Here is a 25,938-nt window from a genome sequence, read left to right as displayed (position 1 = left end):
AAAAGCTCTCCCGTGGATTCAGATAAACCGCCAGTCAAACTGACCGCCCGCCTCGCTCACAAGACCGGCGGAGGTGTGGGCGAAGTGGCTGGTGAACACCGTCAAGCCACGTTCTGCCGCCTGTTCCAGCAGCCAGCGGCGTGAGGCCCGGGCCTGTTCCGGGTGGCTGCAAAAGCAGCTGTTCCACTCGGGCCGAAACACCTGCAGGGGCTGGTGCATGATGTCGCCGCTGAACAGCCCGCCCTGGGTGTGATGCAACAACTCGATGGCCAGGTGGCCGACGCTGTGTCCCGGCGTCGGGTGAATCAGCAACGTGTCGCTGATCAGGCCTTCGTTATCGACGATCAGCGCCTGGCCCTTGCCTATCACGGGTAGCACGCTGTCTTCGAACACATTCGCGTTGAAGCCCTCCTGGCCTATCTGGTTGAGCCAGTATTCATGTTCGGCCCTGGAAAAAACGTACTTCGCATTGGGGAAGGTCGGCACCCAGCGTCCGTCCACCAGCCGGGTATTCCAGCCGCAGTGGTCGGCGTGCAGGTGGGTGCACATCACGTAATCCACCGACTCGGGCGTCACGCCGGCTTCGGCCAGTCGCTCCAGGAACGGCAGTTCCTGCTGATGAAAGCGCGGCATGCCGGGCCGCTCCTTGTGGTTGCCGGCACAGCTGTCGATCAGGATCGTGTGGTGTGGTGTCTTGACCACCCAGGTGTGAATACTGGCGATAAAGCGGTTCAACACGGGATCGAAGCAGTCCGGCACCATCAAGGTTCGGTGCCGTTCCAGCTCCAGGGAGTCCCAGTCGGGGTACAACACCTGTGGCGTAAATCCGGGGCCACGCTGCTCGGTCACCCGAGTCACCGAAACGTTGCCAAATGGGTAGGTATGCATGCGGTTGATTCTCCAAGCCGTTACCGGTCGATTGGGGAAAATGTTATATAGCCGCCCCTTGTTGGTGAAATCGACTCTCAGGATACGAGGCATAAGCACGATGAATATCACCGGTCATAACCTGGCGTTGCTGGCCTCCCTCAGTACCCTGCTGGACGAACGCAATGTCACTCGCGCGGCGGCTCGCCTGGCCATCAGCCAACCGGCGCTCTCGGCCCAACTGTCGCGACTGCGCGACCTGTTTGGCGACCCCCTGCTCACCCCGGCGCTCTCGGGCAAAGGCATGATCCTCACCCCTCATGGCGCCCGCTTGCAGGAGCCTTTGCGCCTGGCGTTACAAGCGCTGGAAGACGTGATCAACCATACGCCCGAGTTCGATCCCCACACCGCGCAGCGGACATTTTCGATTGCCGCCAACGACAATGCCGGCGCCATCATCGGTCCGCGCTTGATCCAGTTGACCCGTGAGGCGGGTTGTGCGGACATTCGTTTTGCGTTTCGCGGCCTCGACAAGAGCAAGCTGGCCGAACAACTGGAAAACGGAGAAATCGACGTGGCCCTGACCTCCAGGGACGCCGTCGCCAAAGCCTCTCAGCAATCGTTGCTGGAAGAGGAATTCCGGATGGCGCAACGCATCGGTCACTCCCGTGGCACCCACCCGCCGTCGCTGGCGGAATACACGCAGCTCGAACACGTGATCGTGTCGGGCGACGGTGGCGGCTTTCACGGATTCGTGGATGACGCGCTGTCGGAACAAGGCCTCAGCCGGCGTGTGGGCGTTTCCGTGCAGTACTACAGCCTGGTGCCGGTGATGTTGCAGGCGACCGACCTGGTCTGCACCTTGCCAGCACAGTTCCTGGCACGCTATGCCGAAACCCTGGAGTCATTCCCCCTGCCCGTGCAGGTGCGGCGCTACAACCTGTATGCCACCTGGCACTCACGCTTCGACAAGGACGCTGCCCACTGCTGGCTGCGCAAGATGCTGGGGGCCGCTGCACAGGCTTGAGCAGCGGCAGCAGGACTTACCCCAGCCTGACGATATCTACCGAGATCTCCACCGCAGTGACGGTTCCGCGGTTTTCGAGCCAGTGCGTGGTGTGCCTGTCCTCGGGCCAACCCACGCCCGGGCCGTAGTCCGTGGCGATGCCATCGCGATGATCGGTGAGCGTGCCTTGCAGGATGTAGACGGTGCCGGGCCGGTCCTTGTGATCATGGACGGGCCCGAAGACTCCTCCCGGCTCGATGGTCACCTTGCGCATGCGCAACTGGCGCCCGTCCATGCCTTCGATCTCGGGCCCCAGGTCAACCATTGTCAGTAACTCCACCGTGACGCCGCGCGTCGCGGGTATCGCCTGCTCATTGTTCATCGTCGTCTGCTCGCCGTGAGGGCAGCGTCTGATCGTGAGGGGGAAAGCCGGGCGCTGTCTCTATCAGTGAAGCCCCACTTTTGCACTCGGGACAGCGATACATCACTTGTCAGGCCCGGAAGCGACAAAAGGTCGGGCCGGTAAGGCTCAACCTGCCGGTACGGCGATCCGGCACCTCAGCAAGACGTCTTTGCTTTATCAGCATAACGCTGCAAGTTTTCCGCATCCATTTCAAATAGCGCAGTCAGTGCAAAGCTATAATGATCTGGATAGCGATCATAAAGATGGCGCATTGCCGCATCACCAAACAGACTGGGAAACCACCATGAATTCCCTTTGACATCCTGCAAAAGCCTGATCTGCTTCATCCGCAGAAGTTGCTGATAATCGGGAAGGGTTTCATGTTGAGCGTGTAGATAACGGCTCCCACGAAAATTGGAAATATAGATATCATGGCTACGAAGCACATAGGGTAGCCAATCATTAATAATATTCAGCAGTGTATTCCGCGCCCGATACTCTAGCGAAGGCAATAAGCATATCAACGTTTCGATATCACGCCGCATATGAGTATCAGGATGCCCGACCAAACCCATTGCTTGCGATATTTCCTGAGTGCAGCCCAACGTCTCATTAAGCTCAAACTGGTTCCATAGCTGGTCTACAGCATGATCGTAACGTGGCGCCAAATTGATGCAAGCCTCGTAGCCATGAGGTGTTTTTGGGCTTGTCAGAGGTGATTTGGCAATAAATTCAGCATGTGTCCTGCAGAGCAGGCCGGTATTATTCTCGGTGAACAGCAAAGCCAGGTCTTTACCACAGTGTGCATTGTAGAAGCTGCGCATCACTAGAGAATTATTATCCTTCGGATCATATCTTTCATCACAACCCGGGTACTCGCAACGGGCTCGTGCTCGCTGAAACACACCAAGTCGACGCAACGGATGGACGATGAATTGCGTGCAGTCCTGGTTAACGAATTTATGACCCAAACCACCCAGTTTTATCCCATGAGGATCAAAAGCCTGCGCTTGCATCGGATCAAAAACATCCACCAGCGCCGGCAGCTTGGCCTGCAACATAGCAGGCGCATGCAAACTTAAAGCCTCGACCTTTCGAAGGGTGATCTTGAGAGTATTTTTTGTCTAGGATTACCCTCCACCTGCTCGATCATCATTGGATAGGTCAATAAAATAATTCCATGCTCAGCGTAGATCCTATCAATCAATTGCCAATGCTGTTCGTGCAAGGGCATCTCGTTGCCAACCACCAGCAAATAGTCGACATCAAAAACAATGCAGTCACGCACATCACCGTTATCATCAAATACCTGCAGGGGGTATTTTTCAAATAGCGGACTGAGCAGCGCCAATAGAGCCTTGCGCGCATGGACGCTCGCCAGATAGGTTTTCCATTCCAGCACTTGATCGAGGGCTTTCTGCGCGCCGGCCTTCAGTCTGGAGCGCTGAGAAAAACTATTGCCAAACACACTGTGTGAAGACCGTTCTATCTCAACCAGTGTCAATTTCAGGGTGTTACCTGAGCAGGTCAGGTACATAAAGTCTGGAATAAGGCCGTTGGGCAATGGTCGCTGGCTGATGATGGAGTCAAGAAATACCGCACCCAGATAAAGCTTCGGAGTGTGCAGCAATACAGGGTCATCTTCTATGATCTGCTGCAACACTCGCTCATGAGGCAGTTCATCGAAACGGGCAAACCCGCGAGGTTTTTTCTTCTCGGTCGGTGCACCCACAGCCTTGCCTTTTTTGAAGCTCGCGCCTTGCACTTTATATTTGTTGGTAACGACAGGTTCACTCCCAACTGCGGTGTCAGCGAGTACCCGCTTCAAGCTTTGGCTATCCTTACTGATAGCTTGGCGAAATAGATCGACAAGATCTTCGAACTGAGCGCCGCTGGAATGGACCATCAAGAAATCCCTGTACGATGAAGAAGTTCGTGCCTGGTGGTAATAGGATCGATGTAGCCTCGGCCTAGGCCCAGCGCGTACCTGGCACATCCCACGCCAGGGCTCGCTGTTCGCGCAGCAACTGCCAGGTACCGTCGTGCAGGCGATGCATGGACATGCCCTTGAAGAATCGCTTGCTAGTGCCCTCGAACTCAACCAGCGATACCAGCAACGGCACGTCTGCTTGCCAGTGTCCTGAAATGTAGTCCAACTGTCTTTCGATAGTCCCCGTCGGCGCATAGCTGAACAGGAAACAGAACCGGGGGTTTTCTGTCATGGCGGCGTCGGAGAGTTTTTTCGGCTCATTGATTCTATTTTCACAGGGGCTCAACCACTCCCACTCGGCAAAAACCACAGCGGCTCGCAGTGTGTCGCGTATCACTGCGTCGGTGCGGTTGCTGGACTCGAAGTGAGCGAAATACCCCATCAGATCAGCGACTCGCCGCACGGTATAGCCGGTATGGATATTCCAATCAGAAGTCGAGCCCATGTCGCGGCTATAGCCATCCATGGGAAAATCGCGGTACCAGTTGTAGGCAAACAAAGTTGCGAAATCGTTCAACAGACTCGTGTCAGGCATGCCTTGTATGATCCATGGTGAGTGAGGCGCTGAAAGGACCCATCACTGTCTGGCACCCGTGTGCAGGCAGTGGCCCCCTCCAACCATGATACCTCTCTGGCGGTTCATCACCACGCCCTGCCCTTCAGTCCTTGCCCGGCTTGGGTATCGCAATACGGCTGCTGGCCTTGACCTCGCGCAGGGCCAGGCTGGACTGGATGGATGCAATGCCCATCTGGCGCCTGAGCACCTGCTCGATAAAGTCACTGTAACTATCAAGATCCTCTGCCAACACCTGCAGCACATAATCGGCATCCCCGGTGATCTTGTGGCAGGACAACACTTCGGGCAACTGCGCGATCACCGCCTCGAAGGCGTCCGGAGCATGGTCGGCGTGGGTGGAGAAGCGGATGTGCACGAACGCCATGATATCCAACCCCAGCATGCGTCGATCGAGGTTGGCCTGGTAGCCCTTGATGACGCCCGCCTCTTCCATTCTCTTACGCCGCCGCCAGCAAGGCGTCAGGCTCAACGACAAGCGCTCGCTGAGCTCGGCATTGGAAATGCTCGCATCTTCCTGCAGCAACGTGAGTATCGCCAGGTCGGTCTCGTCGAGACTGATGCGCCTGGATATTTTTTTCTGCATTACACCACTCCTGGGTAAAAACGCCCGAACAACCTGGAAAACCACGAACATAAAGCAAAGAAATCGCACCCTGACCGGAACAAAATATTTGCACCGGCCTACATTAACGGATGCGCAGAATGTTTACAGTTTTCAGTGATTCACACCGCTTGCATCACGGCACCGAATTGAAGGACGGCGTGCTCAAGCCGTCGTTCGAACAGCCCAGCCGCGCCGACACTGTCCATGACCGAGTCAAGCAGGTAGGCCTTGGTCAGATCGTCGAGCCGCGTGCGTTCGACCGAGCGTGTTATGTCAACGCGCACAGCGAGCGCTACGTCAGCTTTCTGGAAAGCGCCTGGACAGAATGGTGTGCCACCGGCCGGACTCATGACGCCCTGCCACTGGTTTGGCCAGTGCGGGATCTGGCCAACGAGCAGGTGCCGACATTCATCGACGGCAAGCTCGGTTTCTATGCCATGGACGCCGGCTCGCCCATTACCGCCACGACGTGGCAAGCGGTAAAAACCAGTGCCGATATCGCTCTCACCGGCCTGGCCTTGATCGATGAAGGCCACGACAGCGCCTTCGCCCTGTGCCGCCCGCCCGGTCATCACGCCGCGCGTGAATACATGGGCGGCTACTGCTACCTGAACAACGCCGCCATTGCCGCACAGCAGGCCATTACCCGAGGCGCCCGGCGTGTCGCGGTACTGGACGTCGACTTTCATCATGGCAACGGCACGCAAAACATTTTCTACGGACGCAGCGACGTCATGTTTGTCTCGCTGCACGGTGAACCCTCAGTGTCCTATCCGTACTACTCGGGCTACAGCCACGAAGTCGGCACAGGCCACGGCGAAGGCTACAACCTGAACTATCCGCTGCCCAGGAACACCACCTGGGAAAGCTACCGCGACGCCTTGCTCCACGCCTGCAAGAAACTCCAGCAATTCGCCCCTGAAGTGCTGGTCATTTCACTGGGCGTCGACACGTTCAAGGATGATCCCATCAGCCATTTCCTGCTGGAAAGCGACGACTTCATCGGTATCGGCGAGCTGATAGCGGGTGTGGGCTGCCCCACCCTGTTCGTGATGGAAGGCGGCTACATGGTCGATGAGATCGGGATCAACGCGGTCAACGTGCTGCATGGCTACGAAAGCAAGCGCGCCTGAGCCATCCCCTGAGTCGCAGCGTTTCACCCCCTGAACCGGAGAATAAGAACATGACTCTTTTTATCGATGTCGATCATGCCGCGCGCCTGTTCACCAGCGTCGGAATCCGCCGGGCCATCCGCGAGATGGCCACCTATATCCACGCCGACTACTCACGCTGGGCGCAGTTTGATAAGTCGCCTCGCACCGCCAATCATTCGGTCAACGGCGTGATTGAGTTGATGCCGACCGACGATGGTCGGCAATACTCGTTCAAGTACGTGAACGGTCACCCGGACAACGGTCAAAGCGACCTGCTGACGGTCATGGCCTTCGGTGTCCTGGCCGATGTCCACAGTGGCTATCCCACCCTGCTCAGCGAACTGACCCTGACCACGGCCTTACGCACCGCGGCGACCTCCGCCCTGGTCGCGCAGTCCCTGGCGCGGCCGGGGTCCAGCACCATGGCAATCATCGGCAATGGTGCCCAGAGCGAATTCCAGGCCCTCGCCTTCCATGAAATGCTCTCCATCAGGGAGATCCGCATTTTCGATATCGATCGTGACGCTTCACTCAAGCTCAAGCACAACCTGTCGGCATTCCCGGCCATCAAGGTGATCCTGGCCGACTCAGTACAGGAAGCGGTCAAGGGCGCGCACATCGTCACCACGGTCACGGCGGACAAGGCCTATGCGACGATTCTGACGCCCGAGATGATCGAGCCCGGCATGCACATCAACGCCGTCGGCGGTGACTGCCCGGGGAAAACCGAACTGCATGCCGACATCCTGCGCAAGGCCCGGGTCATCGTCGAGTTCGAACCTCAAACCCGGATTGAAGGCGAGATTCAACAACTGGAGCCCGACTCTCCCGTCGTCGAGTTCTTCCGGATTGTTCAGGGCGAAGTCCCGGGCCGCGAAAACGACGCTCAGGTCACCGTTTTCGATTCGGTGGGGTTTGCCCTGGAAGACTTTTCGTCACTGCGCTACGTACACGACCTGGCGCGCGAGCATGCCATCGGTGAGCGCATCCATCTGGTGCCGACACCGGCCAACATCAAAAACCTCTACCAGTTGCTCGACCAGCAACCCGAGGTTCCTTCACGCCTGCGCACCGTCAGTTGATCGCCACCGGTGAGAGCTCCCGAGCCCAGCGCCAGGGGGCGGCTCGCCGTGCAGCAACCATCACCGTCAGTAGCCGTTGCATCTCTGACAAGAACGCTGGACATCCACTTTTCTGCCAAAACTCGAAAACATAAAATCAAGAGGGTTTGCAATGAAATCGACTTCTTCCGGGCGGGTTGAACAGCCCGCGCTGCAGCGCACGCTCAGCAATCGTCACATTCAGTTGATGGCCATCGGAGGCGCCATCGGCACCGGTCTGTTCATGGGTTCCGGGAAGATCATCGCCCTCTCCGGCACGTCGATCATCCTCATCTACATGATCATCGGTCTATTCGTCTACTTCGTCATGCGGGCCATGGGCGAACTGTTGCTCTCCAACTTGAACTTCAAAAGCTTCGCGGATTTTGCCGGTGCCTACCTCGGCCCAAGAGCGGCATTTTTCCTCGGTTGGTCGTACTGGCTGAGCTGGAGCGTCGCCGTGGTGGGCGATGCGGTGGTGGTCGGTGGATTCTTCCAGTACTGGTTCCCCGATGTACCCGCCTGGATCCCGGCCATCGCGATGCTCCTGACGCTGTTCGCCTTGAACGTACTGACCGTCAGGCTTTTCGGTGAAGTGGAATTCTGGTTCGCGATCATCAAGATCATCGCGGTCGTCACCCTGATCGGCGTCAGCATGGTGCTGATTGCCAGTTCCTTCGTCTCCCCCAGCGGCGTCACTGCATCCCTGAACCACCTGCTGGATAAACAGGCAGCCTTCCCCAACGGTCTGTTCGGTTTCTTTGCCGGTTTCCAGATGGCCATCTTCTCCTTTGCCGGCACTGAACTGATCGGCACCGCAGCCGCCGAGACCCGCGCCCCCGAGAAGACCCTGCCCAAAGCCATCAACTCGATTCCGCTGAGAATCATCCTGTTTTATGTACTGGCACTGGCCTGCATCATTGCCGTGACGTCCTGGCAACAGGTGTCGCCCAGCAAGAGCCCCTTCGTCGAACTGTTCCTGGTTGCCGGGTTTCCCGCGGCTGCCGGTATCGTCAACTTTGTGGTGCTGACATCTGCCGCCTCATCGGCCAACAGCGGCGTCTTTTCCTCCAGCCGCATGCTGTTCGGACTGGCCAGCCACAACAATGCGCCGGGGGCTTTTCGGCGACTGTCGGGAAATAGCGTGCCTCTGCTGAGCCTGGGGTTCACTACGTTGTTGATGCTGGTGGGCGTGCTGTTGCTGTTCATCGTTCCGGAAGTCATGACCGCGTTCACCATCGTCTCTACCGTGTCGGCGATCCTGGTGATCTTCACGTGGTCGACCATCCTCGCGTCGTACATCGCCTATCGCAAACGCCGGCCCGACCTGCATGCGCAATCGACCTACAAGATGCCGGGTGGCGTGCCGATGGCCTGGTTCTCCCTGGCATTCCTGGGTTTTGTCCTGTGCCTGCTGGCGTTGAGACCTGACACCCGTATTGCCTTGATGGTCATGCCGGGGTGGTTCATCTGGCTGGCAATTGCCTTCCAGATCACCCGCGCCAGGATGCCCGAACTCGCTGGCGGTTCGACCGGCCAATACAGCTGATCCAGAACAGCGCCTGTCAGTGGCCAGCGAGACTGCATGCAGTCTCGCGGTCCTGTGGATGCGGCAACGCCACGGATGGCGTGCATGACCCTGATGGCGCACCAGAAAAATATCGAGCTTTGTGCTGTAGGCTACTTACCCAGATTTTGATTCATCAGATTATCCAGGACAGGGAATTCGTTGGCGGCCTGCCATTCATGCAAATGCTTGCAACCTTCAGCATTGACTTCTGCGAGGTTGCTGCGCCGGTCACATACCGTCGACCATTTTTGTCGCAGGGACGGGTACTTTATGAAGTCTTCCCGAGTAGGCGGTTGGTAGCCGGATAAACGCAGGACTGACAACACCAAAAGTGCGGACGCCCCAACGCCAATAGAGCACTTTTTATAATTCATATATCGGCTTTCCGTGAAGTAGGAACTCCCGGCACCTTGAGTGGCAATCACAACCGCCACTCACTGCTCAGGACACAGAGCGACTATATGAGTTGAATGGATCGACAAGAAGATCCACTTCCGATGCATTTCATGGAGCCATTTACCCTGGCTCGATGCGCGGAACAGAAACGCCCATCTGTTTTCGGCTGCCCGTCTTTTCCTCGGACGACTGCAGCTGTCACTCATCCAGGAATATCCCCGGGTCAAGCAGCGAGCGCTTTCAGTCCTGGAGGTTTTCAGCCAGGAAGGCCACCAGTTCCATGGGGCTGCGGCTGTTGATCACGTTGTAGATCAGGTCGCGCTTGCCCCGCGGCAGTTTCTTCACACAGCTCTTGGCGGAGGCCCGCACGGCTTCGTCCGTACCGTGGATACGGGCGGCCAGCAGCAGGATGAGGACAGCGTCGGTGAGGTTCATGAATCAGTGGCTCGGTCGATCTGGACGAGAGTGTATCGGCACCTCGATGGTTTTCTCCAGGCGCGGGCCGGGATTGTCACAGCGCCTCCCCGGGCCAGCAGATCGGCGCGAAACCTCTGATACCGAACTGATCCCGAACTGATACCCCTGTGGCCTGTCGCCATCAGCGACGCAGCCCCATATTGGCTCGCCCCGATAAGGCCAAGAACACACTCAATAACGCAATTATCTACCCACCCACTACTGGGCAGGAGCAAACCATGAATGGCGAAATGGACATAACCCACGTCATCAAATCCGCGGACCACAACGGCGATCTCGGCTACGGTCGAAACCGCCTCAGCGCAGCCCGGGCACCGGATGAGCGCGTTTTTGACCCTGCCTCCGGCACAGGCATCCAGCGGCACGCGGATACACGACGCGAAGATTACTCATCGTTCTTCAGATCGATTCTGGATTATCGCCACACCACAAAGGCCGAATTCAATACCACGGCCAGCTATGGTGAGTTCTCCGCCGAATTTCACCTCAACTTCGAAAAGAAATACACCTCCCATCAAGACAACACGGCCGCCGTACGGACCCTGCGTCTGGTCTTCGGCGGCGCGAAGCTCGATGCGGTTTCGGCCGCGGTGCTCTCGCCCAAGTTCAACGCAGAAGCCGAACGCCTGCCCACGACGTTCAGCCACGAGGAGGCGCATAAGTTCTATCGGTTCTTCGACCTGTTCGGCACCGATGTGGTGACCTCGATCACCCTGGGCGGCAATCTGTACTTCCAGACCCTGGTGCAGAAATCCAAGGTGACGGAGCTCGAAAAGATCAAGATCGAACTGGAGGCCGAGTACGGCACTTTCTTCACGGCTGACGGTTCGATCGATGATACGGTCGAGCGCAAGCAGTACATGGAGAGCCGCGACGCCTCGGTCACCACCGAGGGCGGCGACAACAACATCTTCTCCGGCGTCATCTTCACAAAGCCGAAGAAATATGACGACAAGACCAACCAGTGGATCACCTCCGTCGGGAAAAAGCCGGTCGTCGTGGGGCGCGAATTCAAGCCTGTCCACGCCTTCATTGCCGACGACAAACGACGCATCGCCGCGCAGACGGCCCTCGATCATTATATGGGCCGCTATCTGAACGTCCATTCGACCTGGGTCCACAGCAGCCTCGTCGTTGGCAACACGGCACGGCGAGAGCTGAAAAGCGATGCCGCCGGCGGGCCCGGTATCAAGGTGCGCGTGATTGACCGCAAGACGCTGGAAGGACGCGAAGAGCATTTCCCGGCCCCCGCTATCGGTAGTGCCGCCGCCGACATCAGCCAGTTCTGGAACGGGTTCAAGTCAGGTGTCGAGGCCATGGGACTCGAACGCGCCATCGTACTGCTGGCGACGGAGTTCTGGCCGCGGGAAAGCCGCTACAGCCCGCCGGATCACATCATCGCATTCCTGAAGAACAAATGCGGCGGCTCGGAGGCGACACTGCATCGCTGGCGCGATGATTCCCTGCGCTGCGTGCCGTGCCCCTATGCCGGCGTCAGCTACGGGCTGATCGGCTACGGCAGCGGCACCTCACAGGACAAGGGTGGGGATGTCTACGTGATCGGCTTCGGCGATCCGCAGCGCACGCTGCGGCCAGAGCTCGAGATTTTCGCTGACATCTACACCACTGAAGACGGCACGGCGAAGTTCACTTGCAATGACATCTTCAAGGGGGAAGCCATCCCCTTCCTGAAGTTCCGCAGCCATCACTGGAACACCTGGCAGATGGCCGCCGATCCCCGTGTCCCGGAGCGCGTGATACTCGAGGACGATAGCGCGGGCGATGCCGCCAAGGCGCTGTGGTACGCGCAGCCGGCGGGGCCAAAATACGACATGCACCCCTCCTATTTGATCAACGCCCAGACCTGCGGCGTCCTGCAATGGGACAGCGGCGGCTCGGCCCTGGAGAGGGAAGCTGTGCTGCGGCCCTACGCGCCCAATCTCGACATCAACCTGTGGGACCTGCGCTACCCCTACATTTTGTGCCTGTCTTACAACCCCAACTGGGACCTGCGCGCCTTTGAAGATCGGCGCGTGAAAGTGGCGGAGTACCGTTCCAGGGACACGGAAATGCGCTGGTCGCCCATTAACGTCAGCCGTGTGATCTGACCCCTATCCGAAAGGAGTATTGAAATGCCCAAGGGATACCAATCGTTTCTGCAGAAATCGACCCGCATGACCTTCTGCAGCAAAGAGAAACTCGCCAATCACGACCTCTCCGCAGCCTGGGTTGCCAGTGCGTTGAGCCACTTCAAAATAGAGGCCTCGGACACCAAGGACTACAAATACCCTCTCGACCGCCAGCCGGCCCGGGCCAGGATCTGGCCGGAGTGACTGCAAGCGTTCCAGGCGCCTGAAACAGCACCTCGTCGCCAGACGGGGACGTAAAGAACCTGGTGGTCCATGCCGGTCAACCTGACTGGCATGGGCCGACGCGATACCGCATTTCCCTCCTCACCCATGTGCAAGTTCAGCATCTGCAGGTTATCGAGGTGCTGAATCCTGCTGCGGGACGCAGAAAAAAATCAAAGATCGATTGACTGATGTGCATATACACATATTATGTTCGTCATGAATAAAATTACCGGCCCAGATCTTTGCCATTGCCTTGCCGCACGGCGCAATGCGAGATACCTCACTCGTCTCTACGACCGACACATGGCGGCGGCGCATCTATCGGTGTCGCAATTTTCGCTGCTTGCGATGCTGGCCGAACATCCGGACATCTCAATCTCGGAGCTCACCGAAATCATGGTGATGGAGCGAACCACGTTGGTAAGGGCACTCAAGCCACTCCAGACCGCCGGCTTCATACACAGTCGCGCAGAGGGGCCACGCTCGGCATTACGGTTATCGCTCTCTTCCGAGGGGCAAGCCAGGCTCAAGGAAGCGGAGCCCTACTGGCATTTGGCTCAGCAAGAGCTTGAGGCGCAGGTCGGAGCGGATCGGGCCATATCCATTCGAGCGTCGTTGTTGGCGGTCATACCTGACACCTGAGGTTTTTTTCAATCAATGTGTGTAATTGCACACGTGATCATCTGTTACTGAGGAGACTGAAGATGAAGGCTTTTCCAAGAGTTGGGACGGGTGCGGGTGTTGACCCCGCCGATCGAATCAGCGCCATCGATTTTGTGAACCGGGTGAACTGGTGGTTCGAAACTTGGGACGTGGAATCCATGCTCGATGCGTTTCTGCCTGATGCAGTGGCTTATCATTTTCATGGCACGATCAGCGGGCGTGAGGAAATGAGGCATTTCTTCGCCCATGACTACCCCTACCTGATCCCTGGGGTGAGTCGTCATGCCACCAACCACATCGTCGATCAGGACGAGGACGGCGTGGCGGTGCGCTATCAGAACCTGCTGGTGCGCTACGCCTCCCCCGAGTCCGCTGCCGCGCTTCAGGCCGGCCATGTCATGAACAGTCCCGATGATCTGCCCGCCATCTGGCTCTACTCGCCCATGATGGACCGCCTGCGCCGTACTCACGACGGCTGGAAAATCACGGAACGCTACATCGGTGGTTCGACAACCAATACCCGCCTGGATCCTCCAGTCAAATCCGCGAACGAGATCGCTCCCTACCTTCCAAGGGTCGCGAGCATTTAGCCCTTCCGGTCGGGGCAAATGCCACGACCTTTCTGAAACAAAGGAGCATTCAATGAATATCGCAGGATCCGTTGTTTTTGTGACCGGCGCCAGCCGCGGACTCGGCCTGGCCTTTGCCAAGGTCGCGTTGGCTCAAGGTGCGTCCAAAGTCTATGCCGGCGTTCGCAACGTCGAAGGATTCAATGTCCCCGGTATTGTTCCAGTGCAGATCGATGTCACTGATGAAGCGTCGGTCCTTGCCGCTGCCGAGCGATGCCAGGACACGACCATACTGATCAACAACGCCGGCATCGCCACCCTTCAGGACGGTGCGTTGGGGGCGAACATGATCGAACTATCCCGACACCTGATGGATACCAACACCTTCGGCATCGTTCGCACCGCGCAAGCCTTCGCCCCGATTCTGTCGAGCAATGGCGGCGGTGCAATGATCAATGTGTTGTCGGATGTCACCTGGGTGAGCCCGCCGATGCTGGCGGCCTATGCGGCGTCCAAGTCGGCGGCGTGGAGCGTGACCAACGCATTGCGTCTGGAGCTGAGTGTGCAAAATACCCAGGTCGTCGCCGTGCATGTGGGCTTCGTGGATACGGATCTGACAAAAGGCTTCGACGTACCGAAAACCGATCCGCAAGTGGTCGCGCAGGTCGTGTTCGACGGCCTGAACAATGGTTCGCTCGAAGTTCTGGTGGACGCAGGCACCCGGTTCATCAAGTCCACCCTGTCGCAGGCCGATGCGGCCTATTTCAATCCACCACAGTCCGCCTGAGGCGCATGAGCGACGGTCCTGATGGGCCGCCGTCACGGGACCAACAGGATCAGGCGAAGCTCGAGGGCGGTTTCAAGCACCTCGAGCAACGCCAGTGTGACCGGCAACTTGAAGCGACGCGGGCCGGCGCTGCCGGGATTCAGGTACAAACGCTCATAACGGACAGCGCTTGCGAACTGCAGCCCAGATCAAACCGTCTTGTGCTTGCGGTTGAAACACACCAGATCAATCTCTACCAGCGCCTTGCGTCCCAACCGGGTGACACCCACGGTGGTGCGTGACGGTAGTTTTTGCGGGTTATTGAAATGCTCCACGTACACCCGGTTGAACGCCGCGAAGTCGTTGTCGTAGTCGCTCAGGTAGATGCGCACGAACAGGGTGTCATCCAGGCTGTAACCGGCATGATCGACGATGCGGCGCAGGTTCTCGAAACACAGTTGCGCCTGCGCCTCGATCCCCTCTCGCAGCTCGGCGGTGGGGTCGTCAGGGTCGGTGGGCAATTGCCCGGTGACGTACAGCCAGCCGTCGGCCTGGACCGCATGGGAATACATCGCCGAGGGCGGCGGTGGGCTGGCATTGGGCACAAAGTGGTGCAGCGTGTCCTGGGTCATTCGTAGGGTCCTCAAGCAAAAAAGTCAGAGCGCCTCTAGCGCGGCCTGAAAGCATTCCACCGGCGCCAGTGCCACGCCGATGCCAATCCAGCCCGTTACGCCGTCGCGGTGGGCGATGCCGGTATGGATCCGGATGGGCTCCGCCGCCGCGACCACCGCCCGGGCATCCAGCCCCGTCCCCACGCCCTCAGGACCGGCCAGCGCCGGGGCTAGCAGTGGGTGCTGGCCGACAAACAGCTGGCGCATGCGTCGCCCGCAGTCCCGGGCCTGTACCCAGTCCTGGCCCATCAAGCGAGCCAGTTCGGGGGCGGCATGGGCGATGGTACCGCCCAGTCCGTAGGCTTCGACGATGGCGCTGTCGCCCAGGTCGGGCTGGCCGTCGCGGGGCCGGTGCGGTGGAAAAAAATACCCCTGCGGCTCGCTGGCCGCGTGGGTGAACCAGCACTGCCCTGCCCCGGCGATGCGCACGCCACAGTGCACGCCATTTCGCGCAATCGCCGTGATGATCGACGAACCCGCGATGCCGCTGGCCCGGTCCAGGGCCAGCTTGGCGGCCGCCATGGCATAGTTCAGAAAGTGCTGCGGGTTGCCCAGCAGCCATTGTCGGCTTTCGGCTTCGAGGCCCGGCAACTGAGCCGCGAAGGCGTACATCGCGCCGACATTGCGTTGATGGGTGTCATCCCCCAATGCGATGCCCTGGGCAATCAGCGGCAACAGCGATAATCCTCCAGCGGGCAACGCCTTGATGATACTCGGACCGATCACCCGATCCAGGTAATCGAGTTGCTCGGCGACCACGCCATCGTAGCAACCAAAGCGCAACGCCCGGCGCCCGGACTCGGCGAGGGTGGCATGCACCACGTCGCTGCCCGCGCGGTTCTCGATGCGCATCAGCAACTGCCCGGGGCGCGCCACGCCGGCCATGGGCGAAACGGTGCCGAGATCATGGTTGGCATGCAGGGTGATTTCGCCGTCGAGAATCAGCCGCCTGGCGCTATCGACGTCACCCGCCCAGCCCTCGTGCACGGTCGCGCCGGCCAGGGCGTTGAGCACCACCGCCGGAATCTCCCCGGCATGAGCAAACGGCGGGCCGGCATGCCCCAGGTGGCCGGCTTCGAGCCCCAGGGCCGAGGATGCCGGTTCAGACCCGACCAGCACCGGCTCGGTGGCGAGAATACGTTGCACGGCCAACGCATTGGCGTGAGCTTCAGACATGTTGGGCAACCGCCTCCGGGCGATGCTGGTGGGACAGAAACTCCTGCGCCCGACGGGTTTGCGGCGCACTGAAAAACGCGTCCGGGGTAGCGGTCTCGACAATCCGTCCATGGTCCATGAACACGATACGATCGGCGCTGCGCCGGGCGAATTCCATTTCATGGGTGACCACGATCATGGTCATGCCCGCCTGGGCCAGGGACTGCATGATCGCCAGCACCTCGCTGACGCGCTCGGGGTCGAGGGCGCTGGTGGGCTCGTCGAACAACAGCAATTGCGGGCGACTGGCCAATGCACGGGCTATCCCCACCCGCTGTTTCTGCCCCCCGGACAGGGTGGCCGGGTAGACATCCGCCTTGTCGCTCAGGCCGACCCTGGCCAGCAGTTCGAGGGCTTCGGCCTGTACTTCCAGCCTGGGACGGCGCTGTACGTGCAGCGGTGCCTCCATGATGTTCTGCAGCACCGTCAAGTGCGGCCACAGGGCAAAATTCTGGAACACCATGCCGGTTCGGGTGCGGATACTGGCGATGTTGCGTTCCGACATCTTGCTGCCGTCTTCATTGAAGCCGATGCGCTGGCCGGCGACATGGATGCTGCCGTTATCGGGCACCTCCAGCCAGTTCAGGCAGCGCAGCAGGGTCGATTTGCCGGCACCGGAAGGACCGAGCAGGCACACGGTCTCGCCCACCGCCACGTGCAGGTCGATGCCCTGCAGTACCGGGCGCCCGGCGAAGCTTTTGTTCAGCCCCGCCACCTGCAAGGCAACGGGAGTGGGGTTATTCAAGGAAGTCATTGATAACGCTCCGCCTTGCGCCGCAGCATCGAAACGCCCAGCTCGATGACAACGCAGATCAACCAGTAGAAAAACACCGCCGAGAACAACGCGGCGAAGGGAATGTAGTAGTTCGATTGCAGGCTGTTGGCCGCCGAGGTCAGCTCGGGCACAGCGATGATGGTCAGGAACGAGGTGTCCTTGACCACCTGGATCATCTGGTTGCCCAGGGCCGGCGCACTGCTGGTCCACAGGTTCGGCAGGATCAGCCGCCGCGCCAGCAACACACCGCGAAAGCCGAACGCCAACCCGGCCTCGATCTCTTCACGGGGTCGCGCCAGCCAGCCGGCGCGCAGAATCTCGGCGATATAGGCGCTGTGGTACAGCAACAACGCCAGCAACCCGGACTGGATATTGCCCAGGCGCAGCCCGAAGGATGGCAGGCCGTAGTAAACCAGGTACGCCAGCAACAGGAACGGCGTGCAGCGCATCAGCTCGATAAAGCCGCGCAACACCGACGCCAGCCAACGCTGACGCCCCATCAGCAGCAAGGTCAGGCCGCAGCCGGCCAGCAGCGACAAGGCCCCCGCCGCGACTGACAACACCACCGTCAGTCCGGCCCCTTCGAGCAAGTCGCCCAGGTGCTCCCAGACCACCGCAAACTCATGGGCGATCATGCGAGGCGCGCCTTGTAGTGACGTTCAAGATAACGCTGCGCCGCCACCACCAGCCAGATGATCACGATGTACAGCAGCAGCGCCGCAATCAAGGGAGGCAACGGCCGGTAGGTATTGGCACCGATGCGTACCGCGGTGCGGGTCAGCTCGACAATGCCGATCACCGCCACCGCGGGGCTGTTCTTGATCAGGATCGTCATCTCGTTCACCAGCAGCGGCAACACCTGGCGTCCGACCTGCGGCAGCACGATGCGCCGAAGACGCAATGCCGCGCCCATGCCGCCGGCCTTGGCGGCATCGAGTTGATCGCGGGGAAACTGCGCAAAGCCACCGCGCCAGATTTCGCAGTTGAACACCGAGGTGTTGAGGGTCATGGCGAGGACCGCTGCCGCCGGTGCCGAGATGTCATACCCCAACGCCGGGGTGATGAAGAACACGGCCAGCGCCAGGGTCAGCAACGGTGTGGCGCGCAGCACGCTGATATACGCCGCCAGCAGCGCACCGAGCAACGGCCATTGCTGGCGCCGCAACAGCGCCAGTCCCAGGCCGACCACCTGGCCGAGGGCGATCGATACCGCCGTCAGTCCCAGGGTCACCAGCGCCCCCATCAACAAGGGGCCTGGCTCCAGGCCCCATTGAGTGAAGTTCATGTGGACTCAATCAGTATTCGGAGACGAAATGCGCTGGCGGTTCAGGGAATACCGTGCCAAACCACTTCTGCTGGAGTTGCGCGATATCGCCGTTCTTGCGTTCCTGGTCGAGGAAGTTGTTGAGGTAGTCGAGCACGCTCTGATTACCCTTGGCCACACCCCAGGCCACGTAGGTCTTGCTCGACACCGCCTGGCCCAGTTCGAACACACCAGGCTTTTCCTTGAGCAAGGCGTTCAGGCCCACGATGTTGTTGACCACGTAGTCGGTACGGCCCAACGCGAGGTCCTGGTACGCCTCGGGGTACGAGGTGTACTGCACGATCTTGCCCAGTTTGCCACCGCTGGCCGCCAGCAGTTTTTCCAGCTCCGGCAAGCGCTGATACATCGCACTGCCCGCCTGGATGCCCAAGGTCAGGCCATTGAGATCGGCGACGCTTTTGATCCGGTCATCGCCCTGGCGCTTGAGGTAAAACACCGTGGCTTCGGCAATCGGCGTGGTGAAATCCAGCGACTGCTGGCGTTCACGGGTGATCAGCAAACCGGTGATGGCGGCGTCGTACTTGCCACTGACCACACCCGCCAGCAGCCCGGTGAACGGCATGATCTGCTGGTGTACATCCAGCGGCCCGGCGGCCTTGAGCTTTTGCACCAGTTCGTTATCGAAGCCTGTGGGCTTGCCGTTGTCCACAAACTCGAAGGGACGGAATTCATCTTCCGTGGCCACCGACAGGTAGCCGCGTTGCTTGACCTCGTCCAGCGTCGCCGCCTGCGTCAGGAAGGGAGTCAGAAGAGTGGTGAGCGCCAAAGCCATGCGCAAGGAACGTCCATGACCAGGCTTGCGTACTGTCGGTGCAAAGCGAAACGCTGTCATGAGGGATCGACCTGTGGAGGATGCTGCGATGTTGGGGACTGGCAGCGAGCGTAGCGGCGTTTTGTAAGTCCGGAAAAGAATATCGAAATCTATTGATATTCTAAAAATACATATTCAAGTCGAGCGAGGGATTGCGGCGGACGCGCCATGAGCACCAACGGGAAGCCTCGCTTCCCGTTGGTGCTTTTTACGGTTCACATCACTCGCGGCATGATGATGCTTGGGACCGGCGCCAATCCGATACCCGCGGGATCCGCGCTCTTGCAAGTGCCCCTCGGCGCACCGTTCAACCTTGCCGCCAGACGTTGTCCATCCCCAGGCTCAACGCCACTTCATAGACGTTGACCGGGAAGATCACTTCGAAACTCTGATTGACGTCTGTGGCATCCAGGACAGTTCCGGCGTGCACACCTGTCCCGGCGGCAACCCAGTAGCGCGGTGTCGACGGCGGCGTGAAGACAGAGGTCAGATTCGGGCCGGCTTGCGTGACGAAGGTCCCGGCGCCGCTCATGCTGATACCGACGGAAAATACCGCGTTGGGCACCGTCTGGTCGGTACTGATGACCAGTGAGCCGGCAGGGTTGCCCGTGAGTGCCGCCTCAAATCTGGGCGTATTGTTGCTGCAACTGAACTTGATGGTGTTGTTTTCCAGCAGCCCGCCCGGAACGCATTCGGAGGCCGAGAACGTCACCCCCGGCATGACCACCCCGACCTCATCCCATATGAAACCGTAGTCCGTGTTCCAGTTGAAAGTGATCTGCGCACCTGGCGCTATGCTGTAGGGGCTGGCGAGCCAGGCCAGGGGAAAAACATTATCGATCCCTGGGTTGGGCTGCACCTGGTAAACATAAAAGGTCCATGCCCTGCTGGAGTTATTTTTCAGGCTCAAGCTGTACGACCTTGCCATGTCTGTCGCTCTCCAATTGCGCAAATAAGGGTGTGCTCCCAGGTAAGGAAAGGCTCCGTCCGTTAACGCCACCAGCCGACAGAATCCTGTGCTCCGGGAACTTGCGAACACTAGTCGGTATTTGAGGACATTGCACTGACAAGCCGTGCCAGGTTTCAGGTCTGAAGCGCATTCGGCCCCGTGAGCAAGGCGATAGCGGTTTGATTTAGCATGGGCTACCGACCCGACTCATCGAGCCGGTAGCCCCTCCCCGCGTTACTTCATTTTTTCAATGGACTCGATCTTTGCCACAGTGCCCGAGAGACCGAAGCTGAAGGTGACAGGGTCGTCTTTGCGAAGTCCCACCAGTTGCGCCGGTGTCGCAGAAAACGCCATGGTCATGGCCGGCCATTGGATAGACGCGATGGCGCCGTGGGCAATGGTCACCGTATGCTTTTCGGCATCTATCGCCTTGATCACACCTTCTGCCTTGGCCACGGCCACCTGATTGGGCGCCCGGTTCCTGGTCATGGTTTGCATCGACTCTCCGCCCATATTCATCTCTTCCGCATAGGCATTCAAAGAGAGCACGGCCATGGCGGTTACAACGGTAATCAGAGTACGTTTCATCGGTTTTTCCTTCAAAAGAGGTAGGTTCAGCAATTTGTTGTTCCTGTGTTCTTCCATTGCGCGAGCCAAAAGACAGGCGCAACAGTCCTCTTGCGCAAACGCGGCATGAGGCTCAATGAGGGACAGGAATCAAACCCGTGGCGGGCGCCACACCCCGGACGGGGTCTGCAGGGGCAGCAAATCGCTGGAGAAGGAAATGACGGCAGGGAGGGATAAGCTGATCGGCGGCTTGATCACCGAGACTTGCAGCATGCTTGCGGTCTTGCACTCCTGGCCGGGCTTGCACAACTTGCCGTGCTCGGTGGCGCCGTTCTTCGCCTCCTGACAGCAGTCCGGGCCCATGCCATCCATCGTCGTCTTGCCCGCCATCTCCATCGGGCACGGTTCTGCCGATACGCGAACGCCCGCCATCCCGCTGAGGGGAAGCGCCAGGCTGATCACGAGCAGGAGACAAAACCGCAGATAACGCTTCATGGAGTGCCGGGCAATCTCGCAAAAGGCCGTTCAACGTCATGGACAGACATCACCCACACCCCATCAAGGGTGTTGAGTGAAGGCCATATCGCCAAACCTGCATTAAGCCAGTGTTATCAGTCCGGTTTTTTCACGATGCTGCGCGACTTCCACCCTGCCCTGCGCCTGGAGTCTAAGGCAGATGCAGCCTGGCATGGGCGGTGAGCCTGTCGAGAAAGCGGCTTACCGTACTCTTCTGCTCAACCCCTTGGCGGGTGATGCAATGAAAGGCCGAGCGATAAGCCAGGCGCTGCGGCATGATCGATCGCAGCCGGCCTCGCTCGACCCAGCTCGCTGCGTAGTGCGTGGGCAAGTAACCGATGTAGGTATCGGAAAAAATCAGCAGTGCGATGGCCTCCATCGAAAAAGCGCTGACCGCGCTGGCGAACCGGAGCTCGCACGGTCGTTTGTTCTCGGCGACATAGCCTCGGTCGACATAATCCGCCGCGCTCAGCTCTTCATACGTCAGATCCTGATCGGGCCGCTGGAAAAACGGATGGCCGCGGCCGCAATACAGATGCTGTTCCTCTTCAAACAACGCCTGGTAGTGAAGCCCGGACAAGCGGTGGTGAAAGGCACCGACGGCCACCTGGATGCGCTCTTCGAGGACCGCCTGTTCAAGCTCGTCGGGCCGCATGACTTGCAAATCGATATGAACGCCGGGATGCCCCGCACGCAACTGGGCAATGGCCGCCGGTACCGGGCTGTGTTCGAGGGTGATCAGGCTGTCGACCGTGCCGATGCGCAACAACTCCCGATGGCGCCCGCTGAGCACCGCCGTGCGCTGGCGGAAATGGCCAATATTGGCGAACAGTTCCTGTGCCGCCGCGTAGGTTTCTTCACCTTCTTCGGTCAACTGGAAACCGCTTTTCCCGCGTTTGCACAACGAGTAGCCAAGCCTGACCTCAAGGTCGCGAACAAGCACGCTGAGACGCGACAGACTGGTGTTCAACGGGACCTGCGCCGCCGTAAAACCACCGGCATCCACGATCGCGCAGAAAATCCGCAGCATGCGCAGATCCACATCCGTCAGGTTCACCAGCATGCCGCCCTCTCCTCGTGTTTTGCGTACGAGCACAATCAGCCGTTCATTACACCGCCGCCATTGACCCCCAGAATCTGCCCGGTCATGAAACTGGCCTGCGCCGAGGCCAGGAAGATCACCGCGGCGGCGATTTCCTGTGCCGTGCCCAGTCGCAGCATCGGGTAACGCAACGCTTCCTCGCGAATATAAGCCTCGCCCAGGCGTTCGACCATCGGTGTCAACGTGCCGCCGGGGGCAACCCCGTTTACCCGTATACCATGGGCCGCCAACTCTCGCGCCAACGATTTGGTCAGGGCAATGATTCCACCTTTCGCAGCCGAGTAATGGCAGAGATTGGCGCACCCGAGTTGCCCGAGATCGGAGGCGATATTGACGATAGCGCCGCTGCCCTGGTGGATCATCAGGACCGCCGCCGGTTTGCAGAACAGGAACGCCCCATACAGATGCACGCGGATCATCCGGTCCCAGGCCTCGAAGCTGAGCTCGCTCAGCGGCGCTTCCTGCAAGAACCCCGCGTTGTTGACCAGCACATCCAGGCGTTGCAGACCGGAAAATGCATGTTCCGCCGTTGCCGGATCCGACACATCGCCCAGGGCAAGACGCACCTCCACCCCTCGCGCCTTCAGCTCATCAGCCAGGGCCAGCAGCGCCGGACTTTCCTGCAGGTCGTTAAGCACGGCAAGACTGCCCTGTTCACCGAGCGCAAGCGCGACCGCGCGGCCGATGCCTTGTGCAGCACCGGTTACCAGATAGGTTTTCATCAATCACCTCGGCTTTCAGGCCATTAGTAGGGATGCTGTTCCAGCCACTGCGCATACATGGCAATGCCTTCCTCCAGGGAGAACCGGGGGCGGTAGCCCAGTTGCCCACCCGCCGCCGAAATATCGAAGCGCGCATTGTCATCGAGCACGCTCAAGCTACCGGGGCCGATGCTGAGTTGGGCCTGGGGGTAGACCTTGCGAATCCGTGCCGCGACGGCCCGGTAACTGTCCTGCTCGCCGGCCGTCACATTGAACACCCGTTGCTGCAAGCGCTCTTCCTGAACATTGGCCGCCAGGACACAGGCGTGGGCGACGTCCACCACGTGCACGTACTGAAAGCGGTAATCGCCACCTTCCTCCTCATGCCACGGCTCGTTGTCGATCGCGCTTCTGAGCATGCTCTTGAGGTAGCACTGCATGAACTGCCCGGGACCGTAGATCCAGCCCGGACGCAGCGACACCACGCTGACCTGATACAGGTCGCTGTAGACCTGGCCGAGCTTTTCGGTGAACACCTTGGTACAGCCATACGGCGTGGTCGGCTCAAGGGGCGCGCGCTCGTCGATCACGTCCATTTCCCGATTGGGTCCGTAGGCGCATTCGGAACTGAGATTGACCACCCGGGCAATACCGCTGAGCCGGGCGCATTCGAAGACATGGGTGGTGCCCAGGGCATTGGTCAGCACCGTTTGCAGCGGAATGCGCCGCGAGTCCACCGGGTGCGAGATCGCCGCGGTATGAATGATCACGTCGACCGGGCGGCTGCGGCAGCTCTCCAGCAAACTCGCCAGGTCGGCCAGGTCACCTTGCACGTAGCGATACGCCGCGTGCTCGATGGCGCACACCAGGCTGCGGTCGTAGCCCACCACCTCGTCTCCCCGGGCCAGTAACTGACGCACCACTTCCTGACCAAGAAACCCGTTGGCCCCGGTTACCAGTATGTTCATGATCCGTCCTCAGTAAGGGTACAGCGGCAGCACCAAGTCGCCCGCCTGCCAGCGAGCGTAGACATCATCAGGCGTACAGATCCAGGCATCGTCATAACGCTGAATCTGCTGGATCAGACGCTCCAGCATCGCGATGCGCGAGGCGCGACCGATCAGTTGCGGGTGCATGGTCAGAATGAAATGGCTGGCGTAGTGACGCATGCCTTCCAGCTCCGCCGACCAGAGTCGCAAGACCTTGTCCGGGTCTTCGATCACACTGCCCACCGCCGGCTCCGCCGAGTAGGCGAACTGCTCCCAATCGTCCAGCAGCCAACTGACGGGCAGCTCCAGCAGGCTCTTTTCAGGACTGCCGACACGATACGGCCGGTCATCGCCCATCAGGCTGCTGTCACTGTGGAAACCCAGGGCGAGAAGTGAATCGACGACGTCCGGAGTCAGCTCCCACAAGGGGGCGCGGTAATGGGTGACCGGACGGTCGATGGTGGCTTCCAGGAGGGCCTTGGAGTCTTTGAGAATCTGCAGGTTCTGCTCGGGCGTCTGCTCGTCGACACGCTCATGGAAGTAGCCATGGCAGCCAATCCCGTGCCCGGCAGCGGCAATGCTGCGCACCCCCTCGGGGTCGATCTCGGCCACTCGGGCGGGAATATAAAACTGCGCGCGGATACCGTAGCGGGCAAGCAGCTCCAATAGGCGCGGCACTCCGACACGGCGGCCATAGGCCCCCATCGACAGCAGGGAGAGCCGGCGCCCGGACAGGCTGGATGGTTCCCAGGCGCTTTCTGCATCCAGGTCGAAACTCAAGGTCACGGCGAAGCGTTTGTTCTCAGGCCAGGCGATCATCGATGCGATTCCTTCTACGAGCGACGCTTGATCGAGTCGGCGAGAATGCACAGCAACTCGAACATCATGGTTGCCCCCACCAGCGCCGTGGCCCCGCCCACGTCAAAGGGCGGCGACACTTCCACGACATCGGCACCGACCAGGTTCAGGCCTTGCAGGCCTCGAATCAGTTGCTGCGCCTGCAAGGTGGTGACGCCACCGATCTCGGGGGTGCCCGTCCCCGGGGCAAAGGCCGGGTCCAGCACATCGACATCGAAGGTGACATAGGTGGGCTCGTCACCCACGATGCGCCGCGCCTCGGCAATGGTTGCGGCAACGCCGATGTCGGCGAACTCCTCCATGTGGATCACCCGGATGCCGCAGTCCCTGGCGAAATCTTCGTCTTCTGCGGAATAGATCGAACCGCGGATACCAATCTGCACCGTGCGCTTGGGGTCCAGCAGCCCTTCCTCGATCGCACGGCGAAACGGCGTGCCGTGAGTGTAGAGGTTGTCGCCGAAATAACGGTCATTGGTGTCGGAGTGAGCGTCAAAATGGACCATGCCGATCGGCCGGTCCCGGGCGATGGCGCGGAAGATCGGCAACGTCACCAGATGATCGCCACCGACGGACAGCGGCACGGTGCCGACCTCATGGACCTGCCGATAGAACGCTTCGATACGCTTGAGCGAGTCGAGCAGATCAATGGGATTGACCGGCGCATCCCCCAGGTCGCCAACCCGCACCAGGTCATAGGGGGCAATATGACTGACGTGGTGCACCTTGCGCATCATGCTCGACTGGTTGCGCACCTCCCGCGGACCATGCCGGGCGCCTGCGCGGTTGGTGGTGCCGCCATCCCAGGGGATGCCCAGCAAGGCGATCTGCACGTCGGCCGGGTCGGTGAATATCGGCAAGCGCATAAAGCTCGGCATACCGGCAAAACGGGGGATGACGGCAGCGTCCAGAGGTTGCGGAAAATCATTGGCCATCAATATTGCTCCTGGTTGTCAGCAGATGAATG

At 59.8% G+C, this 25,938-nt stretch carries 31 protein-coding genes and 1 pseudogene; 9 read left to right on the top strand and 23 right to left on the bottom strand.

Annotation, left to right across the window (positions count from 1 at the left end):
* Positions 1-18: 18 nt before the first annotated feature.
* On the bottom strand, positions 19-888 hold the full coding sequence (locus ACL9RJ_RS01130) for an MBL fold metallo-hydrolase (RefSeq protein WP_017128614.1): 870 nt from the start codon (positions 886-888) through the stop codon (positions 19-21).
* A gap of 100 nt (positions 889-988) precedes the next feature.
* On the opposite strand from ACL9RJ_RS01130, the gene ACL9RJ_RS01125 reads away from it, so the two are divergent.
* Positions 989-1,894, top strand: a complete 906-nt coding sequence (locus ACL9RJ_RS01125) for a LysR family transcriptional regulator (RefSeq protein ID WP_177082827.1) — start codon at positions 989-991, stop codon at positions 1,892-1,894.
* Between the two features lie 16 nt (positions 1,895-1,910).
* On the opposite strand, the gene ACL9RJ_RS01120 is transcribed toward ACL9RJ_RS01125, so the two are convergent.
* The 5 genes from ACL9RJ_RS01120 to ACL9RJ_RS01100 form a co-directional block, all read right to left on the bottom strand.
* Complete coding sequence (locus ACL9RJ_RS01120) at positions 1,911-2,255, bottom strand: cupin domain-containing protein (protein WP_017128616.1); 345 nt, start codon at positions 2,253-2,255, stop codon at positions 1,911-1,913.
* 176 nt (positions 2,256-2,431) lie between these two features.
* Complete coding sequence (locus ACL9RJ_RS01115) at positions 2,432-3,337, bottom strand: hypothetical protein (protein WP_422764761.1); 906 nt, start codon at positions 3,335-3,337, stop codon at positions 2,432-2,434.
* A gap of 17 nt (positions 3,338-3,354) precedes the next feature.
* Entirely contained in the window at positions 3,355-4,182 is an 828-nt protein-coding gene (locus ACL9RJ_RS01110; protein WP_422764760.1) for a Shedu anti-phage system protein SduA domain-containing protein, read from the bottom strand.
* Positions 4,183-4,246: 64 nt separating this feature from the next.
* Positions 4,247-4,801 (bottom strand): hypothetical protein, encoded by a 555-nt coding sequence (locus ACL9RJ_RS01105; RefSeq protein ID WP_422764759.1) that lies wholly within the window; start codon positions 4,799-4,801, stop codon positions 4,247-4,249.
* Between the two features lie 124 nt (positions 4,802-4,925).
* Entirely contained in the window at positions 4,926-5,426 is a 501-nt protein-coding gene (locus tag ACL9RJ_RS01100; RefSeq protein WP_177082834.1) for an Lrp/AsnC family transcriptional regulator, read from the bottom strand.
* A gap of 119 nt (positions 5,427-5,545) precedes the next feature.
* On the opposite strand from ACL9RJ_RS01100, the gene ACL9RJ_RS01095 reads away from it, so the two are divergent.
* From ACL9RJ_RS01095 to ACL9RJ_RS01085, 3 genes are all read left to right on the top strand, one after another.
* Positions 5,546-6,580 (top strand): histone deacetylase family protein, encoded by a 1,035-nt coding sequence (locus tag ACL9RJ_RS01095; protein ID WP_017128620.1) that lies wholly within the window; start codon positions 5,546-5,548, stop codon positions 6,578-6,580.
* A gap of 50 nt (positions 6,581-6,630) precedes the next feature.
* The gene (locus ACL9RJ_RS01090) at positions 6,631-7,683 is read left to right on the top strand and encodes an ornithine cyclodeaminase (RefSeq protein WP_422764758.1); all 1,053 of its coding nucleotides are present in this window, start codon (positions 6,631-6,633) and stop codon (positions 7,681-7,683) included.
* Between the two features lie 151 nt (positions 7,684-7,834).
* The gene (locus ACL9RJ_RS01085; protein ID WP_017128622.1) at positions 7,835-9,250 is read left to right on the top strand and encodes an amino acid permease; all 1,416 of its coding nucleotides are present in this window, start codon (positions 7,835-7,837) and stop codon (positions 9,248-9,250) included.
* 131 nt (positions 9,251-9,381) lie between these two features.
* Here the strand turns inward: ACL9RJ_RS01085 and ACL9RJ_RS01080 are convergent, their stop codons facing one another.
* A complete protein-coding gene (locus ACL9RJ_RS01080) occupies positions 9,382-9,645 on the bottom strand; it encodes a hypothetical protein (RefSeq protein ID WP_177107682.1) in 264 nt (87 codons plus the stop codon).
* Between the two features lie 262 nt (positions 9,646-9,907).
* Positions 9,908-10,102 (bottom strand): hypothetical protein, encoded by a 195-nt coding sequence (locus ACL9RJ_RS01075; protein ID WP_017128623.1) that lies wholly within the window; start codon positions 10,100-10,102, stop codon positions 9,908-9,910.
* A gap of 260 nt (positions 10,103-10,362) precedes the next feature.
* Here ACL9RJ_RS01075 and ACL9RJ_RS01070 point away from each other — a divergent pair, with 260 nt between their 5' ends.
* The 5 genes from ACL9RJ_RS01070 (at position 10,363) to ACL9RJ_RS01050 (ending at position 14,517) form a co-directional block, all read left to right on the top strand.
* Entirely contained in the window at positions 10,363-12,252 is a 1,890-nt protein-coding gene (locus tag ACL9RJ_RS01070) for an MAC/perforin domain-containing protein (protein ID WP_422764757.1), read from the top strand.
* 24 nt (positions 12,253-12,276) lie between these two features.
* Positions 12,277-12,477, top strand: a complete 201-nt coding sequence (locus ACL9RJ_RS01065; protein WP_017128625.1) for a hypothetical protein — start codon at positions 12,277-12,279, stop codon at positions 12,475-12,477.
* 237 nt (positions 12,478-12,714) lie between these two features.
* Complete coding sequence (locus tag ACL9RJ_RS01060) at positions 12,715-13,140, top strand: MarR family winged helix-turn-helix transcriptional regulator (protein WP_042936608.1); 426 nt, start codon at positions 12,715-12,717, stop codon at positions 13,138-13,140.
* A gap of 62 nt (positions 13,141-13,202) precedes the next feature.
* On the top strand, positions 13,203-13,751 hold the full coding sequence (locus tag ACL9RJ_RS01055) for a nuclear transport factor 2 family protein (protein ID WP_017128627.1): 549 nt from the start codon (positions 13,203-13,205) through the stop codon (positions 13,749-13,751).
* A 52-nt stretch (positions 13,752-13,803) separates the two neighbouring features.
* Positions 13,804-14,517, top strand: coding sequence for an SDR family oxidoreductase (locus tag ACL9RJ_RS01050; RefSeq protein ID WP_017128628.1), 714 nt, complete (start codon positions 13,804-13,806; stop codon positions 14,515-14,517).
* 32 nt (positions 14,518-14,549) lie between these two features.
* On the opposite strand, the pseudogene ACL9RJ_RS01045 reads toward ACL9RJ_RS01050, so the two are convergent.
* The 15 genes and pseudogenes from ACL9RJ_RS01045 to speB form a co-directional block, all read right to left on the bottom strand.
* A pseudogene (locus ACL9RJ_RS01045) lies at positions 14,550-14,678 on the bottom strand (metallophosphoesterase); the annotation flags it as partial.
* Between the two features lie 27 nt (positions 14,679-14,705).
* On the bottom strand, positions 14,706-15,128 hold the full coding sequence (locus ACL9RJ_RS01040) for a RidA family protein (protein ID WP_017128630.1): 423 nt from the start codon (positions 15,126-15,128) through the stop codon (positions 14,706-14,708).
* A gap of 24 nt (positions 15,129-15,152) precedes the next feature.
* Positions 15,153-16,343: a DUF1116 domain-containing protein gene (locus tag ACL9RJ_RS01035; protein ID WP_422764756.1), complete on the bottom strand. Its 1,191-nt coding sequence runs from the start codon at positions 16,341-16,343 to the stop codon at positions 15,153-15,155.
* The gene (locus ACL9RJ_RS01030) at positions 16,336-17,136 is read right to left on the bottom strand and encodes an amino acid ABC transporter ATP-binding protein (protein ID WP_042936517.1); all 801 of its coding nucleotides are present in this window, start codon (positions 17,134-17,136) and stop codon (positions 16,336-16,338) included. Before ACL9RJ_RS01030 ends, ACL9RJ_RS01035 begins: the two co-directional genes overlap by 8 nt.
* Positions 17,133-17,792: an amino acid ABC transporter permease gene (locus ACL9RJ_RS01025; protein WP_017128633.1), complete on the bottom strand. Its 660-nt coding sequence runs from the start codon at positions 17,790-17,792 to the stop codon at positions 17,133-17,135. Before ACL9RJ_RS01025 ends, ACL9RJ_RS01030 begins: the two co-directional genes overlap by 4 nt.
* Positions 17,789-18,442 (bottom strand): amino acid ABC transporter permease, encoded by a 654-nt coding sequence (locus ACL9RJ_RS01020; protein ID WP_422764755.1) that lies wholly within the window; start codon positions 18,440-18,442, stop codon positions 17,789-17,791. The genes ACL9RJ_RS01025 and ACL9RJ_RS01020 overlap by 4 nt, the downstream gene beginning before the upstream one ends.
* A gap of 10 nt (positions 18,443-18,452) precedes the next feature.
* Positions 18,453-19,253 (bottom strand): transporter substrate-binding domain-containing protein, encoded by an 801-nt coding sequence (locus ACL9RJ_RS01015; protein ID WP_177107259.1) that lies wholly within the window; start codon positions 19,251-19,253, stop codon positions 18,453-18,455.
* A gap of 346 nt (positions 19,254-19,599) precedes the next feature.
* Positions 19,600-20,202, bottom strand: coding sequence for a hypothetical protein (locus ACL9RJ_RS01010; RefSeq protein WP_422764754.1), 603 nt, complete (start codon positions 20,200-20,202; stop codon positions 19,600-19,602).
* Positions 20,203-20,475: 273 nt separating this feature from the next.
* Entirely contained in the window at positions 20,476-20,829 is a 354-nt protein-coding gene (locus ACL9RJ_RS01005) for a copper-binding protein (RefSeq protein WP_177063992.1), read from the bottom strand.
* 129 nt (positions 20,830-20,958) lie between these two features.
* Positions 20,959-21,303, bottom strand: coding sequence for a hypothetical protein (locus ACL9RJ_RS01000; protein WP_177107253.1), 345 nt, complete (start codon positions 21,301-21,303; stop codon positions 20,959-20,961).
* A gap of 172 nt (positions 21,304-21,475) precedes the next feature.
* Positions 21,476-22,387, bottom strand: coding sequence for a LysR family transcriptional regulator (locus ACL9RJ_RS00995; RefSeq protein ID WP_177063994.1), 912 nt, complete (start codon positions 22,385-22,387; stop codon positions 21,476-21,478).
* 35 nt (positions 22,388-22,422) lie between these two features.
* Positions 22,423-23,148 carry an SDR family NAD(P)-dependent oxidoreductase gene (locus ACL9RJ_RS00990; RefSeq protein WP_177117997.1) on the bottom strand — a complete coding sequence of 242 codons (726 nt, stop codon included), beginning with the start codon at positions 23,146-23,148 and terminating at the stop codon, positions 22,423-22,425.
* A gap of 23 nt (positions 23,149-23,171) precedes the next feature.
* The gene (locus ACL9RJ_RS00985) at positions 23,172-24,095 is read right to left on the bottom strand and encodes an NAD-dependent epimerase/dehydratase family protein (protein WP_017128641.1); all 924 of its coding nucleotides are present in this window, start codon (positions 24,093-24,095) and stop codon (positions 23,172-23,174) included.
* A gap of 9 nt (positions 24,096-24,104) precedes the next feature.
* Positions 24,105-24,935, bottom strand: a complete 831-nt coding sequence (locus ACL9RJ_RS00980; protein WP_017128642.1) for a polysaccharide deacetylase family protein — start codon at positions 24,933-24,935, stop codon at positions 24,105-24,107.
* 14 nt (positions 24,936-24,949) lie between these two features.
* The gene (gene speB / locus ACL9RJ_RS00975; protein ID WP_017128643.1) at positions 24,950-25,906 is read right to left on the bottom strand and encodes an agmatinase; all 957 of its coding nucleotides are present in this window, start codon (positions 25,904-25,906) and stop codon (positions 24,950-24,952) included.
* Positions 25,907-25,938 lie beyond the last annotated feature (32 nt).

Origin of the sequence: Pseudomonas sp. Mn2068 (assembly GCF_049319725.1) — a bacterium.
GTDB lineage: Bacteria > Pseudomonadota > Gammaproteobacteria > Pseudomonadales > Pseudomonadaceae > Aquipseudomonas > Aquipseudomonas gingeri.
The sequence above is the reverse complement of the archived record's forward strand: the minus strand, read 5'-3'. Positions and strand labels throughout refer to the sequence as shown.

What these genes read in the sequence shown, in the direction of transcription:
- ACL9RJ_RS01050 (WP_017128628.1), top strand. Translation starts at nt 13,804, where the DNA reads ATGAATATCGCAGGATCCGTTGTTTTTGTGACCGGCGCCAGCCGCGGA.
- ACL9RJ_RS01000 (WP_177107253.1), bottom strand. Translation starts at nt 21,303, where the DNA reads ATGAAGCGTTATCTGCGGTTTTGTCTCCTGCTCGTGATCAGCCTGGCG.
- ACL9RJ_RS00990 (WP_177117997.1), bottom strand. Translation starts at nt 23,148, where the DNA reads ATGAAAACCTATCTGGTAACCGGTGCTGCACAAGGCATCGGCCGCGCG.
- ACL9RJ_RS01115 (WP_422764761.1), bottom strand. Translation starts at nt 3,337, where the DNA reads ATGTTGCAGGCCAAGCTGCCGGCGCTGGTGGATGTTTTTGATCCGATG.
- ACL9RJ_RS01070 (WP_422764757.1), top strand. Translation starts at nt 10,363, where the DNA reads ATGAATGGCGAAATGGACATAACCCACGTCATCAAATCCGCGGACCAC.
- ACL9RJ_RS01020 (WP_422764755.1), bottom strand. Translation starts at nt 18,442, where the DNA reads ATGAACTTCACTCAATGGGGCCTGGAGCCAGGCCCCTTGTTGATGGGG.
- ACL9RJ_RS00985 (WP_017128641.1), bottom strand. Translation starts at nt 24,095, where the DNA reads ATGAACATACTGGTAACCGGGGCCAACGGGTTTCTTGGTCAGGAAGTG.
- ACL9RJ_RS01065 (WP_017128625.1), top strand. Translation starts at nt 12,277, where the DNA reads ATGCCCAAGGGATACCAATCGTTTCTGCAGAAATCGACCCGCATGACC.
- ACL9RJ_RS01130 (WP_017128614.1), bottom strand. Translation starts at nt 888, where the DNA reads ATGCATACCTACCCATTTGGCAACGTTTCGGTGACTCGGGTGACCGAG.
- ACL9RJ_RS01035 (WP_422764756.1), bottom strand. Translation starts at nt 16,343, where the DNA reads ATGTCTGAAGCTCACGCCAATGCGTTGGCCGTGCAACGTATTCTCGCC.
- ACL9RJ_RS01100 (WP_177082834.1), bottom strand. Translation starts at nt 5,426, where the DNA reads ATGCAGAAAAAAATATCCAGGCGCATCAGTCTCGACGAGACCGACCTG.
- ACL9RJ_RS01120 (WP_017128616.1), bottom strand. Translation starts at nt 2,255, where the DNA reads ATGAACAATGAGCAGGCGATACCCGCGACGCGCGGCGTCACGGTGGAG.
- ACL9RJ_RS01005 (WP_177063992.1), bottom strand. Translation starts at nt 20,829, where the DNA reads ATGAAACGTACTCTGATTACCGTTGTAACCGCCATGGCCGTGCTCTCT.
- ACL9RJ_RS01090 (WP_422764758.1), top strand. Translation starts at nt 6,631, where the DNA reads ATGACTCTTTTTATCGATGTCGATCATGCCGCGCGCCTGTTCACCAGC.
- ACL9RJ_RS01015 (WP_177107259.1), bottom strand. Translation starts at nt 19,253, where the DNA reads ATGGCTTTGGCGCTCACCACTCTTCTGACTCCCTTCCTGACGCAGGCG.
- ACL9RJ_RS01040 (WP_017128630.1), bottom strand. Translation starts at nt 15,128, where the DNA reads ATGACCCAGGACACGCTGCACCACTTTGTGCCCAATGCCAGCCCACCG.
- speB (WP_017128643.1), bottom strand. Translation starts at nt 25,906, where the DNA reads ATGGCCAATGATTTTCCGCAACCTCTGGACGCTGCCGTCATCCCCCGT.
- ACL9RJ_RS01060 (WP_042936608.1), top strand. Translation starts at nt 12,715, where the DNA reads ATGAATAAAATTACCGGCCCAGATCTTTGCCATTGCCTTGCCGCACGG.
- ACL9RJ_RS01125 (WP_177082827.1), top strand. Translation starts at nt 989, where the DNA reads ATGAATATCACCGGTCATAACCTGGCGTTGCTGGCCTCCCTCAGTACC.
- ACL9RJ_RS01110 (WP_422764760.1), bottom strand. Translation starts at nt 4,182, where the DNA reads ATGGTCCATTCCAGCGGCGCTCAGTTCGAAGATCTTGTCGATCTATTT.
- ACL9RJ_RS01025 (WP_017128633.1), bottom strand. Translation starts at nt 17,792, where the DNA reads ATGATCGCCCATGAGTTTGCGGTGGTCTGGGAGCACCTGGGCGACTTG.
- ACL9RJ_RS01055 (WP_017128627.1), top strand. Translation starts at nt 13,203, where the DNA reads ATGAAGGCTTTTCCAAGAGTTGGGACGGGTGCGGGTGTTGACCCCGCC.
- ACL9RJ_RS00995 (WP_177063994.1), bottom strand. Translation starts at nt 22,387, where the DNA reads ATGCTGGTGAACCTGACGGATGTGGATCTGCGCATGCTGCGGATTTTC.
- ACL9RJ_RS01030 (WP_042936517.1), bottom strand. Translation starts at nt 17,136, where the DNA reads ATGACTTCCTTGAATAACCCCACTCCCGTTGCCTTGCAGGTGGCGGGG.
- ACL9RJ_RS01085 (WP_017128622.1), top strand. Translation starts at nt 7,835, where the DNA reads ATGAAATCGACTTCTTCCGGGCGGGTTGAACAGCCCGCGCTGCAGCGC.
- ACL9RJ_RS00980 (WP_017128642.1), bottom strand. Translation starts at nt 24,935, where the DNA reads ATGATCGCCTGGCCTGAGAACAAACGCTTCGCCGTGACCTTGAGTTTC.
- ACL9RJ_RS01095 (WP_017128620.1), top strand. Translation starts at nt 5,546, where the DNA reads ATGTTTACAGTTTTCAGTGATTCACACCGCTTGCATCACGGCACCGAA.
- ACL9RJ_RS01075 (WP_017128623.1), bottom strand. Translation starts at nt 10,102, where the DNA reads ATGAACCTCACCGACGCTGTCCTCATCCTGCTGCTGGCCGCCCGTATC.
- ACL9RJ_RS01080 (WP_177107682.1), bottom strand. Translation starts at nt 9,645, where the DNA reads ATGAATTATAAAAAGTGCTCTATTGGCGTTGGGGCGTCCGCACTTTTG.
- ACL9RJ_RS01105 (WP_422764759.1), bottom strand. Translation starts at nt 4,801, where the DNA reads ATGCCTGACACGAGTCTGTTGAACGATTTCGCAACTTTGTTTGCCTAC.